The sequence below is a fragment of the Candidatus Baltobacteraceae bacterium genome, assembly GCA_036559195.1.
Classification (GTDB): Bacteria; Vulcanimicrobiota; Vulcanimicrobiia; order Vulcanimicrobiales; family Vulcanimicrobiaceae; genus JALYTZ01.
Genome location: DATBTN010000054.1, coordinates 19,814 through 36,210, shown reverse-complemented (window position 1 = coordinate 36,210; position 16,397 = coordinate 19,814). Strand labels below are relative to the sequence as shown.

Here is a 16,397-nt window from a genome sequence, read left to right as displayed (position 1 = left end):
CGGCGGAAAATCGCCGTCGCTCGTGTTCGACGATGCCGACCTCGCGCAAGCCGTCGACGGTGCGCTCTACGGCATTTTTTACAATGCCGGACAAACCTGCGAAGCGCGTTCGCGCGTGCTCGTTCACGAACGCATCTACGACGAATTCGTCGAGCAGTTCGCGGCTAAAGCTAAGAAGCTGCGCGTGGGAAATCCGGAGGATCCGCAGACGCAGATCGGCGCGATCACGATGCCCGAGCAACTCGAGAAGATTCGCACGTACTGCGAGATCGGCGTAGCCGAAGGCGCGAAGCCGATCGTCGGCGGCGCGGCCGCGCAGATCGGCGACGGCTTCGAACGCGGCATGTTTTGGAGCGCGACCGCGTTCGAGGCGCTACCCACGCATCGCATCTCGCGCGAGGAGATCTTCGGGCCGGTCGTCACGCTCACGAAGTTCAAAGACGAAGCCGAAGCGATCGCCTTGGCGAACGATTCGGAGTACGGCCTTTCCGCGAGCGTGTGGTCGCAGAACGTCGGCCGCGTCAACCGCGTAGCCAAAGCGCTGCGCAGCGGGACGGTCGCCATCAACACGCCTTACGCGGTGTTCCCCGGCGTGCCGTTCGGCGGCTTCAAACAGTCGGGCTACGGCCGCGAACTCGGCTTCGACACGCTCGCTCACTACTCGGAGATCAAGAGCATCTTAACGTACGTCGGCGAGAGAGCGATCAACCCGTTTGGGGTATAAGCGCGACATCGAACAGTTACGCATCGGCGCGAGTTACGAGACCGCCTACGGCACGCTCTGGAAGGACGGCGCGTACTTCCCGCGCGGCACGAAGGTGCTGCTCGTCGGCCTGCATCTCGATCAGGGTTTCTGCGTGCGTTTTCCCGCCGAGGTCGACGGCGAGCCGCTCGAAACGTGGGAGGACTGGAGCGAATCCGAATTCCTCGCCGAGGTAGGCACGCTAGAACCGGCCGCCCCGCTATCGCCCGCCGTCCTCACCGAAGCCCGCGAGGTCCTACGCGAAGCCGAAGACGGCTGCCACCTCCACCTCCACGAAAACGACCCGGACGAGTAAGTTGTTTGGAATCGTCCACGGAGCCCTGCGCGACGAATTCAAAGCGAGTAAGTGAGCCAGGTGACTAAAGGCGATGCCGGCCCGGGCGGCCGCGGCTTTAGCTCTCAGGCCCGCAAAGGTTGTGGCCGAATTGTTTTTGCGGCGCTTTTTGTACTGCTCGAGTTGTTCTTATTAGCGAGGTTTGGTGCAGCCGGAGCAATGGCCGCGTTTGTGATTGCGGCTACGGTGTTCCTATTCTTGCACAAGGTCTACGATTTCTAACTGTGCGGCGGGTTAGCCGGTTTCCGGCATCGCAGCCAATCCGGATGCACTTCAACCCTACGCGTTATCGTGCGTGTAGCGCGGTTGCGAAGAAGCGTTCGGCTTTGGGGGAGATCGTGGCGTAGTAGTCGCGGAAGAGTTGGGCGGCGACGGTGCCGGGCCAGTGCGCGGGTAGGAGCGTACTCGGTAAACCCGGGTCCACGTAGGTGAATTTGCGGTAGTCGTGTACGAGCCACATGCGTTCGACGAAGGCGGCCTCTTCGCCGAGTGCGCTGCCGGCTCGTTCGGCTTGCAGTCGCGGTTCGTAGCGCGCGATGAAGTCGCGATACTGCGCGCCGATGGCGGGGAGATCCCAACACTTTTCAAGCAACGCGCGGTCAGAGAGCGGTCCGCGATACTCACCGTCAAAGAGGTCGACGTTGTCGAGCACGTTGTTCGATTCGGCTGCCGTGCGCGCGTCGGCGATGGCGTCGGTCGGGCTGATCCACGTGGAGGCCGAGAGCGGCGCCCATCCGAGCACCGCGAGATCTTTGCGCAAGCGATCGCGCGCTTCGCGATTGGTCTCCGCGACCGAGTAGGTCAGCATGCGCCAACGGCCGTCCCACTCGACCACCGGGCCATAGATGCGCGGGCTGATCGTCTCGATTCGCCGTTTGCCCCGCTCGGTCAACGCGTAAAACGAGCGTGTGCCGCGCTTGCGCGCGACGAGCCACCCTTGCCGCGACATCCGCGATACCGCCTGGCGGACGGCCGGCTCCGAGAGACCGAACTCGGCCATCAGCCGGATCAGGCCGCCAATCCAGAGTTCGTTGTTGCTCGCTTCGTGCCGATGAACGAAGTCCCCGAAGAGCGTATAAATGAACGAATTCGGCCGAGTCACCGAGCGGTCGGTCGTCAAAGCCACCTTGACACTCTCCTGGAGCGAGCGTAGTATAACAGTATTCTCACGCTTTAGCGATTTTCCGTCATGCCTGCCGCATGGCTCGGCTTTTTCCGGGGAGACTCATGGCACGTATTTCGACCTTCGACGACTGGATGGACCTGCTCAAGGAGTGGCAGCACGATATCGGCTTGGACCAGAGTCTGATCGATCGCTTCATGCCCGGCTACCAGTTCGAGGCCAAATTCGACGCGCTCAAGACCGACGAAATCTACTTCGGCGAGTACAAGGGCGAGCGCCGCTGGGAGAAAGTTCTCGAAATTCCCGATCAACGCATGCGCGACGCGCTGCTCAACATGATCATCTATCAGGGAGATACCGAGTTCGCTTCCAACGAGCAACAGCGCTTCCTCGTGAACAACGCGCCGACCGAGTACGACCTCGCGTCGCTCGTGCGCATTATGGTGGAAGAGACGCGTCACGGCTATCAGATGTGCCATCTGCTCATCAATCACTTCGGAAACGACGGCAAGATCGAAGCGCAGAAGATGCTCGAACGCCGCGCGTTCGGCAAAAAGAACCGTCTGCTCAATGCGTTTAACGAAGACGTCACGCACTGGCTGGACTTTTTCGCCTACACGAATTTCATGGATCGCGACGGGAAATTTCAGCTTTCGATGCTCTCGCACTCCGGCTTCGCACCACTCGCGCAATCGACGCTTGCGATGCTGCGCGAGGAATCGTTCCACATGGGAACCGGCATCTCCGGATTGCGCCGGATCGCGCAGGCCGGCGTCATCCCCGTCGAGATCCAACAGAAGTATTACAACAAATGGATCTCGGGCTCGCTCGATCTCTTTGGCACGGACCATTCGAGTTCGGCACAGTGGGCTTACGCCTGGGGCATCAAAGGTCGCGTCGACGAAGATCAAGTCGAAGGCGAGCCGGCCGATCGCGAACATCTCAACGAGCGGGCCCGCGGCCAATTCTACGATGAGTGCGCGAAGACCGTCGAGCGCGTTAACGCGGTCACGACGTCGGCGACGCCGATCTCGATGCCGCATATCGCATTCAACCGCCATATTGGCGAGTATGCCGGCAAGCACTACGCGATCGACGGCCGCGAGCTTACCGAAGCGCAATGGCAGGCCTACGAGCCGACGGTGCTTCCCACGCAGGAAGACGACGTGCTCCTCCAAGATTACTTCAAAAATCCCGAATGGATCGCTCCCAAAGGAAAGACGGCAGCATGACGCTCCTAACTCAACAGACCCCGTTCGGTCGCGAGGCCCGCTCGTTCGACGGTAAACGCGTGATCAATTACACTGTCGAAGGGCACGTAGGCGTAATCGAGATGGACGATCCGCCGGCGAACACCTATACGCACGAAATGATGCGCCAGATCGACGAAGCGATTCTCGACGCGCGTTTCGATTCGGACGTTGAAGTGATCGTGCTCATCGGCAAAGGCGAGAAATTTTTCTCGGCCGGCGCGAACATCGCGATGCTCAACGCGGTGACGCCCGAATTCAAATACATGTTTTGTCTCCACGCCAACGAGACGCTCTCGCGCCTCGAGCAGACTCCGAAACTCGTGATCGCCGCGCTCAACGGTCACACGGTCGGCGGCGGTCTCGAGATCGCGATGGCCGCCGATATTCGCATCGCGCGCCAGGACGCAGGCAAGATCGGATTGCCGGAAGTCGCGCTCGGCGTGCTACCCGGAACCGGCGGCACGCAGCGCCTCGCGCGTTTGGTCGGTAAATCGCGCGCGATCGAATTGATGGCCACCGGCCGTACCTTCAGTTTCGAACAAGCCTTGGAGTGGGGCATCGTCAGCGATATTTACGAAGGCGACGCCGCCGCCTTCCGCGAGCAGATCATGACCTACGCGAAACAATTCACGACGCCGAATAAGGCGCCGATGGCCGTCGGGCACATCAAACGAGCCGTTCAAACGGGCCTCGAGTTGCCGCTCAACGATGCGCTCGCGCTCGAGCGCGAGTTGCAGTCGCTGCTCTTCAAGAGCGAGGACGCCAAAGAAGGCATCGCATCCTACAACGAAAAGCGGATGGCGCGCTTCAAGAACAAATAGGCGTCGCGTTACGTTGAGACGATGGGAGACGCTCGCGGCGCTGCTGGCCGTGGCGCTTGCGAGCCTCTCGGTAGTCAGCATCGGCGGGCAGAAGCGACCGGCGCTCGCGGTGGCCGCCATGGCGCTCATCGCACTCGTTGGTCTCGGGCGCTTGCGAGCCGCCGCGGGCGTGCGGAAGACGCGTAAGCCCATGCCCGATGCCTACGAACGCGCGCTGCGCATTCAGGAAGAACGCGACAACAAGTTCCGCCGCTAGCGGCGCGGCTCGCTAACTCGCGCCGGTTTCGCGGGCTAGCATCGCGCGGTAGATCTCGTCGACTCGTTCGAGGGTGTCGATTTCGGCCGGCGGTTTATCATCGCGCACGCGCACGATGCGCGGGAAGCGCAGCGCGTAGCCGCTTTGGTGTAGGCTGCTGGGTTGGATGATGTCGAACGCGACTTCGAGCACGATCGCCGGCTCGACGGCCATCGCGCGCTGCGGAGCCTCGCCGCTCGACGGCAGCGTGTGGGCGAGAAACCACGAGGTGAGGCCCGCAATCTCCGCGTCGGTTAGACCCGAATACGCTTTGCCGAGCGTCTGGAGATCGTCGTTCGGCCCGCGGATGGCGAACGTGTAATCCGAGAGAACCTTGGCGCGCTTGCCGTGACCCCATTCCACGGCGACCACGACGACGTCGAGCGTTGAGAGTTCGCGTTTGAGCTTGAGCCACCACTTGCCGCGCCGGCCCGGATGATAGGGCGCATCCGTTCGTTTGAGGACGAGGCCTTCGTGGCCGCGACTGCGGGCGTCTTCGAAGAGTTCGTCCAGCATCTCGGGGACGAGCGGCTGCGGGAGACGTGCGAACGGCGCTATCGCAAGATGCGCGCTTGGCGCGACCGCGTCGAGCAACTGCTCGCGCCGCTGCAGCTCCGGTTCGTCGACGAGCAATGCGTCGCCGCGTGCGAGCAGGTCGAAGGCGACGAACGTAACGGGGACTTCCGCGAGTAGAGCGGGGTCCACGGCTTTGCGTTGGAGGCGAGCCTGCAGCGAGCGAAAGGGTAACACGCGGCCCTCGCGCAACGCGACGATCTCTCCGTCGAGTATGAGATCACCCGCGAGTTCCTCGGCTGCGGTGGCGACTTCGGGATAGGAGTGCGTGACGTCGTTAAGCGTGCGCGAGAAGATGCGCGCGCGACCGTCGCTTTTGTGAATCTGCGCGCGGATCCCGTCGAACTTGTCTTCGACGATCCACGCATGCTCGGAGAGTTCGGCGTAACCGCCGCCGTAGAACATCGGCGTTGCGAGCATGAACCCAATCGGCGAGCCGTACGCGACGCGCATCTCGGCGAGCCGATCGACCTTGGCGGCCACGGCCGTCGCGCCGATGTCGCCGCAGACCATCGCGGCGCGACGAACGTCGCCCGCGTCGCGCTCGAAAGCTAGCGCGATCGCGTCCGCGATCAGCCCCTCCCGTAAGCCGATGCGCAAGTCCCCCGTCATGATCTTGACGACGTACGCTACCTCAAGCGGGTCCGCACATGCGCGAAGAATTCGCGCGCAGATCGCGGAACGCGTTTTCCCGGCGTTCTTCCCGTCGGCATTCGCGGCTTGCATGAAGAGTTCGGAAAGGAGCGCGGGCGTGAGTTGCTCGGCGAAGAGCGCGAGATCGGTTCCCGGACGTGCGAGCGCGCCGAGCGCATCGCCGAGATCGCCGCGTTCCCGATAGGCGTGCGAGAGGGCCTCGTCGCTGAAGACCCAGACGCTTCGAGCTGCGGCAACGATGCCGCGTCCCCCGAGAGAGAGCGTACGTTCTTCGCGAGCCGCAAAGGGGCCGCCGGTGAAGAAGCGCGCGGCCGCGGTGAGATCGGCCTCGTCGAGCGTTCGGAGATACTCCGCCACGAGCGCGATCTTCTCGAGTTTTGCCGGCCGCAGCGCGATCGCGGCGCAGGTCTGCGCGAAACGGATCATTTAACGCAAGATTACCCGAAAACCGGGGCGAAGGCATTGCGCCAGATGGTTACCGCTTTCATTTTGCTCAACGTCGAGCGCCCGCGGCTCAAGACGATCGCCGACGATTTGCTGGCGATCGAAGGCATCGCCGAGGTCTACAGCGTCGCCGGCCCGTTCGACCTGGTCGCGATCGTGCGTGTAAAAGAGCACGAGCAGCTCAACGATCTGGTGACCGAACACGTCGCCGCCCTCGAAGGCATCGTCGATACCGAGACGCTCATCTCGTTTCGCTCCTTCGCGAAAAAAGATCTCGGCATGCTCTGGGACATCGGCACGGAGTAGCTCTGTCCTTCGACAGGCTCAGGATGACAACGAGTGTGTTTGTCATGGTGAGCCTGTCGAACCATGTGGGGGGCTTCGTCCTTCGACGGGCTCAGGATGACAACGAGTGCGTTTGTCATGGTGAGCCTGTCGAACCACGTCCTTCGACAGGCTCCGTCCTTCGACAAGCTCAGGATGACAGGGGGGTTCGGTAGAGGTCGTTGCCGGGGAGGCGGGCTCGTTGGGCGTGGGCGTTGACGATCTCGTCGAAACGGATTCGTTCCGGCGTCCAGGGATCGGTTCCGATGCGGAAGAGACCTGCGGCGAGCGGAACGAGTTGCGTGCCGTCGTCGCTGACCAGCTTGCCTTTGCGGACGAACACGTGTAGCGAACCGTAGTACCCGTTGGCGTCGATCGATTCGTAGTCGCCGGTATACGCGTTCCACGCACTTGGATAGGCAAACGTTTTCGCTCCGGTGTAGGCATTTGAGACGTACCACTTCGGGCCGTAGAACGCTTCGACGACGCGGCCGTTCTGCCGGCCAAATTGCAGCAAATAATGCGCGAAGTCGGGGCTGTCGACCCAGAAACTGTTCGTACCGCGCGGATAGAGCGCCGCACTCTTTTCGCCGTACTGCAGCGTGAGGTCGTCGCCGTTAACCGCTACGACGAGCGCCGATCCGTCGGCGGCGCGGTAGGTGCCTGCATAGTCGGCCGGCTTCGTTACCTTTAGCGGATCGGGCGGTTGCGGCATGTCGGGCAGCGGCTTGCCTTCGGATTGGGCGCGCAAGACTTTGAGTGCGTACGACACGATCGGGCACGGGCGCGGCCCCACGTAGGCGAGGTTGGTCATCGCGATCGCACCGTAGCCGCGCGTGAGATCCATCTGCATGCAGGCGGTAAAATCGAGCACGCCGCCGGTGTGTCCGACGACGGTGTCGCCGGCGACGGTTTGAATCGCGAGTCCGTAGCCGTAGCGATGGTAGAATCCCGGCGCCGCATCGCCGAGCTCGTGGCCGTCGGTGACGCCGGGTGTGGTCATCAACTTCCAACTAGCGTCGGAGATGATGCGTCCCTGCGGGCCCTGGCCGTCGTTTAGAAAGTAGCGCATGTATTTTGCCATGTCGCCGCCCGTCGAGAGAACGGAACCGGCCGGGTCGATGTAATGGGTCGTGGGCGCGACCATCAAGGCGGGTTGTTGCGGCGCGGGCCGGTCGTCGGCGCGATAGAGATAGCCGGTCGCGGCGGTCTCGAGCGTTTGCGGCGACCAAATCGCGGTGGTATCGGTCATTCCCAGCGGCGCGAAGATGCGGCGCTGCACGATTGCCGGATAGTCGGCGGCGTCGAGCGATTGCAAAATCTCACCGAGCGTGTCGTATCCGACGTTCGAGTACGACCAGTGCGTTCCCGGCGCGTATCCGGTGTACCAATCGCGCATCGAATAGACCGACGCGATGCCCGTCGAAAGGCCGCCGTCGGGCATACCGCTCGTATGCGTTAACAGATCGTGCGGCGTGATGGGGCGATACGCCGTGTGAATGCGAAACCACGGCAGATAGTGCGTTACGGGCGCGTGCGGATCGAACCGGCCGGCGTCGCGCAGTTCCATCAAAGCGGTGGCCGTCATCGATTTGGTGAGCGATCCGATTCCAAAACGCGTCGCTTCCGTAACCGGCGCCTGCGACGCGACATTCGCGTAGCCGAGCGTGAAGATTTTTAGCGTGTGCGTCTTGTCGGTGATCGCGAGAGCCATCCCCGGCGCGCCTTGCTCGGCCAGGGCCGCCTGCGCGTACGCGCCGATTCGCGCGAGGGCGGCATCGAGCGTGGGCGCGGCATTGCCCTGCGCTGCGGCGGGCGCGGCGGGCAGCAACAAGAGCGCGCCCAATAGAAGCGCGATCGAAGAAGGGTGTTTAGAAGAGCGTGAGTTGCGCATGTTCCTCCAAATACTCGGCGTCGATACCCAAATGGCGCAAGCGGTAGACAAAATCCCGCCAGCCGTGATTGAGGATCACTTTTTGGGGTTGAGCCAGTTCGAGGTAGCGCAAGAGTGAGGGGTAGTCGGCATGGTCCGAGAGCGGGAAGCCGCGATCGGCGCCGTAGCGGAAAACGGCGCCGCGGTCGAGCGTCCATCCGGTGAGCACCGCCGTGCGCAGACTTTTCCCGTGCAGTGCCTTCGGCAAGCTTTTGCCCGAGGGCGGCCAGATGAGAACGCCGCCGGCGAAGGTCTGCGCGTCGTAACGCCGATAGGGCGGAAGATCGACGCCGCTCTCGCGGTAGACCTCGCACATCGTGTCGATAGCGCCGTGCACGGTCAGCGGCAAACCGGCGCGTCCCAAAATAGCAACGGCTTCCTGCGCCTTTCCTAGCGAATAGGCGAAAAAGACCGGGACGGCATCTTCTTCGAGCGCGGCGCGCGCGAATGCGACCATTTCGCCTGCGACCTCATCGCGCGGCGGAAACGCATACTGCGGACGGCCGTACGTGCATTCCATCAATACGACGTCGCAGCGCTTTACTTCCGGGGCCTCCGCCGTGTAGGCCGGCGCGAGATTGAAGTCGCCCGTGTAGACGAAGCGGCCCGCCGCGCCTTCGATCAGGAGCTGCGAACTTCCCAAGACGTGGCCCGCGGAGAAAAGCGTCAACCGGTGGGCGCCGTCGCTCCATGGCTCGTTATACGCATGTTCCTCGAAATTGCAGGCGGGGCGCGGCTTTTCGATCTTCGCGATCAGCGAGGTTTGCACGGGGCGCTTCGGGGCGCGCGAGAAACGCGCGCGGCAGATGCGCGCGGTGTTGGGCGTAGCGATCACGACCTCGTGCTCGCGCGCGTGATCGCTATGGCCGTGCGAAACGTAACAACGCTCGCGCGAGCGCATCGAATCGATCCAAAGATCGATGGCCTCAACGTAGAGTGATTTTGCCGACAAGGAGAACACGGTCGAACGTGAGTTCGGTCCGTGGCACCGCGCCGCCTCCGCCTGAACCCGCTCGGGCTGCGATGTGTTATGGAGGTCCCGCACAGCTGTAAGGGGCTTTCCCGTTAGGAGTTCTGTCGAATGGCACGGATCTATGAGAATATTACCGACACGTTCGGCAACACTCCACTTGTAAAAATCCCGCGGCTTAACAAGGGCTTGCCCGGTACGGTGCTCGTGAAGATGGAGTCATTCAATCCGGCCGGCTCCGTAAAGGATCGCATCGGCGTTGCGATGATCGAAGCCGCCGAGCGCGAGGGTCGCTTGCGCCCCGACTCGATCATCATCGAACCGACCAGCGGCAACACGGGGATCGCGCTCGCCTTCGTGGCCGCCGCCAAAGGCTATCGCTGCATCTTAGTGATGCCCGACACGATGACCGTGGAACGGCGCAATCTGCTTAAAGCGTACGGAGCGCAAGTCGTATTGACGCCGGGCGTCGACGGCATCAAGGGCGCGATCGCTAAAGCGGCCGAGATCCATGGCGCAAACCCGACAAAATATTTTATGCCCCAGCAATTCGAGAACCCGAACAACCCGGCGATTCATCGGCGCACCACGGGCGAAGAGATCTGGCGCGATACCGACGGCGCCGTCGATATCTTCCTGGCTGCCGTCGGCACCGGCGGGACCATCACGGGCGCCGGCGGTTTGCTCAAGGAGCGAAAGCCCGGGCTGCGCGTGATCGCTGCCGAGCCCGACGCTTCGCCGGTGCTCTCAGGCGGCACGCCCGGGCCGCACAAAATCCAAGGCGCGGGCACGGGTTTCGTTCCCGCCGTGCTCGATGTCAAGGTGTACGACGAGGTGATCCGCGTCACCGACGACGATGCCATTGCGATGGCGCGGCGCGCGGCCCGCGAAGAGGGCATGCTCGTCGGCATTTCGGCCGGTGCGAATATCTGGGCTTCGTTGCAAGTAGCCGCGCGTCCGGAATCGAAAGGCAAGACGATCGTTACGATCGGCTGCGATACCGGCGAGCGGTATCTCTCCAACCCGGTCTTTGCCGACCAAGAAGCTAACGTCATCGAACCGGCGCTCGTCTAGCACCGCCGGCGCCGCGGCGCGGCTTCGAGAATCCCGAGAAAGAAAGTTGCGCGAGCGTGCAGAGTCGAGTTCTTCAAGGTGAGCCATTCGTCGAGGTAACGCGCGCGGAGACGGTGGAATCGGTTCATCGCGGCGCCGCGTGCGCCGTCGATTCGCGGGGTGCGGTGATCGCGGCCGTCGGCGAGATCGACGTGCCGGTCTACCTGCGCTCGGCCGCAAAGCCGTTTATCGCGGCGGCGGCGATCGCCGCCGGGGCGCGCGAGCGCTTCGGGCTGCAGCCGCAAGAGATCGCGGTAATGGCGGCCTCACACTCCGGCGAAGCGTTTCACGTCAATGCCGTGCGCTCGATTCTGCAAAAGATCGGTCTCGACGAGCATGCCCTGCAATGCGGCGCGCACGCGCCGTATAACGCGCAAGCCGCGCTCGATCTCGAGCGGGCGGGTCTCCCGTTCACGGCGCTGCACAACAATTGTTCCGGTAAACACGCCGGCATTCTCGCGCTCTGCCTGCTGCTTGGGGCCGACCCCGCGACCTATCTCGACGCGCGCAATCCGGCCGAGGCGGCGATACTGGCGTTTTGCGCCCGCCTCTCCGGCGAGCGCGTCGAAGACCTCGCGCTCGGAATCGACGGCTGCGGCATCCCGGTCTACGCGACGCCGCTGCGAAATGCGGCTCTATCGTTCATGCGATTCGCGACGCTCGAAGGCGTCTCCGACGAAGACGCCCGCGCGCTGGAGATCGTGCGTTCGGCGATGATCGCTCATCCGGCCTACGTGAGCGGGACCGGCGAATTCGACACGCAGCTCATGAACGTTACGGAAGGGGCGCTCTGCTGCAAGGGCGGTGCCGAAGGCGTGCACGCCGATGCTGCGATCGGCGCGGGCGTCGGTTTCGTGCTGAAGATGGCCGACGGCAGTTCGCGCGGACGCGGTCCCGCGACGATCGCAAGCCTGCAGGGTCTGGGCCTGCTCGACGGCCCGCAGGCGGCCGCCTTAGCGGAGTTCGCGCACCCAATCGTGTATAATCGGGCAGGACGTGCGGTCGGGGAGATCCGCGTCGTACGTTCGACCATCGCTGTCTTAAAAGCGGGTATAAACGAAGATCTTGTCTGAGTATTTACGCCAATTAAGCGGGCGCGTGCTCGTCTTTGACGGCGCCATGGGAACGCAGCTCATGGCCCTCGAGCTTACCGCCGACGATTTCGGCGGCGCGCAGTACCTGGGGTGCAACGAAGCGCTCGTTCTGAGCCGCCCCGATCTCGTTCAAGCGATCCACGAGAGTTATCTGCAAGCGGGCGCGGACGTCGTCGAGACCGACACGTTCACGGCATCGCGGCTCAAACTCGACGAGTATGGGCTGGGCGATCGCGTCGCCGACGTCAACCGTAACGCCGCGCGCCTCGCGCGCGCCGCGTGCGACAGCTATTCGACGCCCGAGAAGCCGCGGTTCGTGGCCGGTTCCATGGGGCCGACCGGCATGCTCGTTTCGTCGTCGGACCCATCGCTCTCGAAGATCACCTACGACGAACTGGCAGATATCTATGGCGAACAGGCGCGCTTTCTCGTTGAGGGCGGCGCCGATCTCTTGCTGCTCGAAACCATGCAGGATCTGCTGGAACTCAAAGCCGCGATCGCCGGAATCGTTCGCGAATTCGACCGCGGTCTGCGACGAGTGCCGATCCAGGCGCAGCCGACGCTCATCACCGAGGGCCGCATGCTGCTCGGTACCGACATTCGCGCGATTTGCGCGACGCTCGACGCGCTGCCGATCGACGTCATCGGTTTGAATTGTTCGACGGGTCCCGCCCAGATGCGCGACTCGATGCGATATCTCACGGAGATGTCCGATAAGTTCGTCAGCGTCATTCCCAATGCGGGCCTCCCCCTGATGGGACCCAAAGGCGAGACGATCTATCCGGAGACGCCGGAGGAGCTGGCGCGCGAACTCGGCGACTTCGTTCGCGAGTTCGGCGTCAACGTGGTGGGCGGCTGCTGCGGCAGCACGCCGGCCCACATCTCGGCGATCTGCGCCGCTATCGAAGGTCTGCACGGCCGCTCGCCCCAGCCCAAGCCGCAGCAGTATGCCGCGTCGGCGATGACGGCGCTCTCGCTGGAACAAGAGCCGCGTCCGCTCATCATCGGCGAACGCATCAACGCTCAGGGATCGCGAAAGCTGAAGCGTTTGCTGCTCAACGAGCAGTACGACGACATCATGCTCGTCGCACGCGAACAAGTCGAAGGCGGAGCGCACGTGCTCGACGTCTGCTGCGCCGTTACCGAGCGTACCGATGAAGACGAACAGATGCGTCTGATCGTCCGCAAGCTCGCGCAGTCGGTCGAAGCGCCGCTAATGATCGACTCGACCGAACCGAAAGTGATCGAAGCCGCGCTCAAAGCCAATCCCGGCCGCGCGATCGTAAACTCCATTCACTTGGAGAACGGCCGCGTCAAAGTCGATCAGATCGTGCCGATGGCCAAGGAGCACGGGGCCGCGCTCGTCGCACTCACGATCGACGAAGCGGGAATGGCGAAGACGGCGCAGCGCAAGGCCGAGGTCGCGCAGAAGATCTACGATATCGTCGTAGACGAATACGGCATCCCGGCCGGCGCCCTGATCTTCGACGATCTCACCTTCACGCTCGCAACGGGCGACGACGAGTACGTCGATTCGGCCGTCGAAACGATCGACGGAATCCGGCGTATCAAAGCGCAGATGCCCGGCGTGCTGACGTCGCTCGGTGTGAGCAACGTGAGTTTCGGGCTCAAGCCGCACGCGCGCGCGGCGCTCAACTCGGTTTTCCTGCACCACTGCGTGCAAGCCGGGCTCGATATGGCCTTGGTCAATCCGAAAGAGATTACGCCCTACGGCGAACTCGATGCGACCGAACGCGAACTGTGCGACGATCTCGTATTCAACAAGCGGGCGGACGCGCTGCAGCGCGTCATCGAACACTTCGAGGACGCCGGAACCACGCGCGCGTCGGCCGGAGACGCGCGCGACGAAGACGCGGACGCGCCGGCCGAAGTGCGCATTCACAACGCGATCCTCCGCCGTCGAAAAGACGGAATCGAAGCGAAGGTCGACGAGGCGCTCGCGCGTCGCGATCCGGTCGACGTGCTCAACAACGTCTTGCTGCCCGCAATGAAAGAAGTCGGCGATAAGTTCGGGTCGGGCGAATTGATCCTGCCGTTCGTTCTGCAATCGGCCGAGGTGATGAAGAAGGCCGTCGCGCATCTCGAGCAGTTTCTCGAGAAGAAAGAAGGCACGAGTAAAGGCAAGGTCGTGCTCGCAACCGTCTTCGGCGACGTCCACGACATCGGCAAAAATCTCGTCAATACGATCCTGAGCAATAACGGCTACACCGTGTTCGATCTAGGCAAACAAGTGCCGATGAACACGATCCTCGAGAAGGCGATCGAGGTCGGCGCCGATGCGATCGGACTCTCCGCGCTCCTGGTTTCAACGAGCAAGCAGATGCCGATCTGCGTGCAGGAACAGGACCAACGCGGCCTCGCGTTTCCGGTGCTCGTCGGCGGCGCGGCGATCAACCGGGACTTCGGCCGACGCATCTCGATGCTCGACGAAGGCAAACGGGTCTTCGCACCGGGACTCTTTTATGCCAAAGACGCCTTCGAAGGGCTCGACATCATGGAGGCGCTCGTCGGCAACCCGCAATCGCGCGAAGCCTTCGTCGAGCGCATGAAGGGCGAAGCGGTCGCTGCGAACGCCGCCAAAGCGGCGGCCGTACCGGCCAACGGCGCGCCGGTCCGCATCGCGGCGGTCAAGAACGAGCGGGTGGATGTTCCGCGCGCCCCATTCTTTGGGCCGCGCACGCTGGCGCACATCGATTTGCCCGATCTCTGGCCGTGTTTCGATCTGCGCAGCCTGTACCGCTTGTCGTGGGGCGCGGCGAACACCAAAGGCGAGGCGTTCGAGCGATTGATCCGCGAGGAGTTCGAGCCACGTTTGAAGCGCTACCAGGAACTCGCGCAGAACGGAGCGCTGCTCGCGCCGCGCGTCGTGTACGGGTATTTTCCGGCGGCCGGCGTCGGCAACGACGTCATCGTCTACGATCCGAACGACACGGCGCGCGAAATCGCCCGCTTCCCGTTCACGCGCCAGGCCGGTGGCGAACACTTGTGTCTGGCCGACTACCTGCGCGAGCCGGAGAACGGGCGCGGCAGCGACGTCGTCGCGCTGCAAGTCGTCACCGTCGGCACCGAAGCCTCGGAGCGCACCGAGGTGCTGCAAAAAGCGGGCGACTACAGCGAGTCCTATTTTCTGCACGGCTTCTCGGTGCAGAGCGCCGAGGCGCTCGCCGAGTGGTCGCATCGTCACATTCGCGCGGAACTCGGACTGGCGCCCGATCGCGGCAAGCGCTACTCGTGGGGATACGGCGCGTGCCCGGACGTGCTGCAGCACCGCATCGCTTTCGATCTGCTCGACGCGCAGAATGCGATCGGCACGATTCTAACCGACGCCGGTCAGATCGTTCCCGAGCAATCGACCGCGGCGATCGTCATGCATCACCCGCGCGCGAGCTACTTTAACGCGGCCGCGACCCGGGAGCTCGAGCCGGCGTAGCGACGTGTTCGGGGCGGATTCCGACGCCGACGAGGCGTGCGGGGATCCGGCGCAGCCACGGAAAGGCGTTCATCGCGCGCAGCGGCCACGGCGCCGAAAGTTTGCCCTGGCTATTCAAAACGGCGCTGACGATGCGATCTTGGATGAAGACTTGCATGCGCTGCGTGACGCGGGTCGGAAACTCGCGGCGGCGCTGCACCCGGGCGAGATCTGAGCTCGAAAGGTTTTGGTGCAGCAGCGGATCCGCGAGGATATTGGCGGACGCAACGGCATCCTGGATGGCGAGGTTGATTCCAACGCCGCCGATCGGCGACATCGCGTGCGCCGCGTCGCCGATGCACAGCAGTCCGGGCCGATGCCAGCGCTTCAGCCGATCGATCTTGACGGTCAGCAGCTTGATGTCGTCCCAGTCGCGCAGCTCGTCGACGCGGTCGGCGGCAAACGGGGCGAGTTTCGCGACGTCGTCGCGCAAAGCGGGCAGGCCGCGACGTTTGATTTCGTCCAGTTTGCCTTTCGCGATCACGAATCCGCACTGCCAATAGTCGCGCCGATCGATCATGACGAGGATTTTGCCGGCATCGACGCGTCCGAGCGCCTGACCGGGATCGCTCTCGCGGCGCGATAGCCGCATCCAGAGCACGTCCATCGGCGCGCCGAGATCGAGTATCTCCAAACCGGCTCGCTCGCGAACCTTCGAACTTCGGCCGTCGGCCCCGACCACGAGATCGGCACGAAACTCCTCGACGCCTTGCGGCGTCTTCGCGCGGACGCCGGCGACGCGTTCTCCATCGAACAGCAGATCCGTGACCTCCGCGTTCACGTACAGGTGAAAGCCCGGATAGCGCTTCGCTTGGTCGACGATGAAATTCAGGAAATCCCATTGCGGCATGAGTGCGATGAATGTGCAGCGCGTGGAGAGATGCGAGAAGTCCGCCACCGTAAATGAATCGTCGCCGATCTGACCGCCTAGCTCGCTCACCTCTTGATGCGGCAATCGGAGAAACTCGTCGAGCAGCCCCAGTTCGTACATGAGCTGCAGCGTCGACGGGTGGATCGTGTCGCCGCGAAAATCGCGAAAGAAATCGGCGTGCTTTTCCAGCACGGCTACCTCAAGGCCGGCGCGCGCGAGCAGGTATCCAAGCATAATACCGGCCGGGCCGCCTCCGACGATGCAGCAACGCACGTTCGTCATCGCCCGTTGACGTTCACGGCTTTCGAGCGCGCTCCTAGGGGGGAAGGGCGCGCGCGCCTA

At 63.3% G+C, this 16,397-nt stretch carries 15 protein-coding genes; 10 read left to right on the top strand and 5 right to left on the bottom strand.

What is annotated here, in order from left to right; all coding sequences use genetic code 11:
• From VIG32_07985 to VIG32_07975, 3 genes are all read left to right on the top strand, one after another.
• Positions 1-724: aldehyde dehydrogenase family protein (locus tag VIG32_07985; protein ID HEY8297945.1), on the top strand; the 724-nt coding region annotated here is incomplete at its 5' end.
• A complete protein-coding gene (locus tag VIG32_07980; GenBank protein ID HEY8297944.1) occupies positions 714-1,058 on the top strand; it encodes a hypothetical protein in 345 nt (114 codons plus the stop codon). The genes VIG32_07985 and VIG32_07980, both read left to right, overlap by 11 nt.
• 60 nt (positions 1,059-1,118) lie before the next feature.
• The gene (locus VIG32_07975) at positions 1,119-1,319 is read left to right on the top strand and encodes a hypothetical protein (GenBank protein HEY8297943.1); all 201 of its coding nucleotides are present in this window, start codon (positions 1,119-1,121) and stop codon (positions 1,317-1,319) included.
• 64 nt (positions 1,320-1,383) lie between these two features.
• On the opposite strand, the gene VIG32_07970 is transcribed toward VIG32_07975, so the two are convergent.
• A complete protein-coding gene (locus VIG32_07970) occupies positions 1,384-2,223 on the bottom strand; it encodes a PaaX family transcriptional regulator C-terminal domain-containing protein (GenBank protein HEY8297942.1) in 840 nt (279 codons plus the stop codon).
• A gap of 101 nt (positions 2,224-2,324) precedes the next feature.
• Here VIG32_07970 and VIG32_07965 point away from each other — a divergent pair, with 101 nt between their 5' ends.
• The 3 genes from VIG32_07965 to VIG32_07955 are packed head-to-tail and all read left to right on the top strand — an operon-like array spanning position 2,325 to position 4,550.
• Positions 2,325-3,452 (top strand): Phenylacetic acid catabolic protein, encoded by a 1,128-nt coding sequence (locus VIG32_07965; GenBank protein ID HEY8297941.1) that lies wholly within the window; start codon positions 2,325-2,327, stop codon positions 3,450-3,452.
• Positions 3,449-4,294, top strand: a complete 846-nt coding sequence (locus tag VIG32_07960) for an enoyl-CoA hydratase/isomerase family protein (protein HEY8297940.1) — start codon at positions 3,449-3,451, stop codon at positions 4,292-4,294. Before VIG32_07965 ends, VIG32_07960 begins: the two co-directional genes overlap by 4 nt.
• Positions 4,295-4,307: 13 nt before the next feature.
• Positions 4,308-4,550 (top strand): hypothetical protein, encoded by a 243-nt coding sequence (locus VIG32_07955; protein HEY8297939.1) that lies wholly within the window; start codon positions 4,308-4,310, stop codon positions 4,548-4,550.
• Between the two features lie 12 nt (positions 4,551-4,562).
• Here VIG32_07955 and VIG32_07950 read toward each other — a convergent pair whose 3' ends face one another.
• The gene (locus VIG32_07950) at positions 4,563-6,242 is read right to left on the bottom strand and encodes an ATP-dependent DNA ligase (protein ID HEY8297938.1); all 1,680 of its coding nucleotides are present in this window, start codon (positions 6,240-6,242) and stop codon (positions 4,563-4,565) included.
• Between the two features lie 45 nt (positions 6,243-6,287).
• On the opposite strand from VIG32_07950, the gene VIG32_07945 reads away from it, so the two are divergent.
• Positions 6,288-6,566, top strand: coding sequence for an Lrp/AsnC ligand binding domain-containing protein (locus VIG32_07945; protein ID HEY8297937.1), 279 nt, complete (start codon positions 6,288-6,290; stop codon positions 6,564-6,566).
• 169 nt (positions 6,567-6,735) lie between these two features.
• Here the strand turns inward: VIG32_07945 and VIG32_07940 are convergent, their stop codons facing one another.
• Positions 6,736-8,478, bottom strand: a complete 1,743-nt coding sequence (locus tag VIG32_07940; GenBank protein HEY8297936.1) for a serine hydrolase domain-containing protein — start codon at positions 8,476-8,478, stop codon at positions 6,736-6,738.
• On the bottom strand, positions 8,456-9,478 hold the full coding sequence (locus VIG32_07935) for an MBL fold metallo-hydrolase RNA specificity domain-containing protein (protein HEY8297935.1): 1,023 nt from the start codon (positions 9,476-9,478) through the stop codon (positions 8,456-8,458). Before VIG32_07935 ends, VIG32_07940 begins: the two co-directional genes overlap by 23 nt.
• Before the next feature lie 120 nt (positions 9,479-9,598).
• Here VIG32_07935 and cysK point away from each other — a divergent pair, with 120 nt between their 5' ends.
• From cysK to metH, 3 genes are read left to right on the top strand one after another with little or no spacing between them, the layout of a single operon-like run.
• On the top strand, positions 9,599-10,561 hold the full coding sequence (gene cysK, locus VIG32_07930) for a cysteine synthase A (GenBank protein HEY8297934.1): 963 nt from the start codon (positions 9,599-9,601) through the stop codon (positions 10,559-10,561).
• Positions 10,562-10,617: 56 nt separating this feature from the next.
• Positions 10,618-11,673, top strand: a complete 1,056-nt coding sequence (locus VIG32_07925; GenBank protein ID HEY8297933.1) for an asparaginase — start codon at positions 10,618-10,620, stop codon at positions 11,671-11,673.
• Positions 11,666-15,145 (top strand): methionine synthase, encoded by a 3,480-nt coding sequence (gene metH, locus VIG32_07920; GenBank protein ID HEY8297932.1) that lies wholly within the window; start codon positions 11,666-11,668, stop codon positions 15,143-15,145. The genes VIG32_07925 and metH overlap by 8 nt, the downstream gene beginning before the upstream one ends.
• On the opposite strand, the gene VIG32_07915 is transcribed toward metH, so the two are convergent.
• Complete coding sequence (locus VIG32_07915) at positions 15,108-16,337, bottom strand: FAD-dependent oxidoreductase (protein HEY8297931.1); 1,230 nt, start codon at positions 16,335-16,337, stop codon at positions 15,108-15,110. The genes metH and VIG32_07915 overlap by 38 nt on opposite strands.
• Positions 16,338-16,397 lie beyond the last annotated feature (60 nt).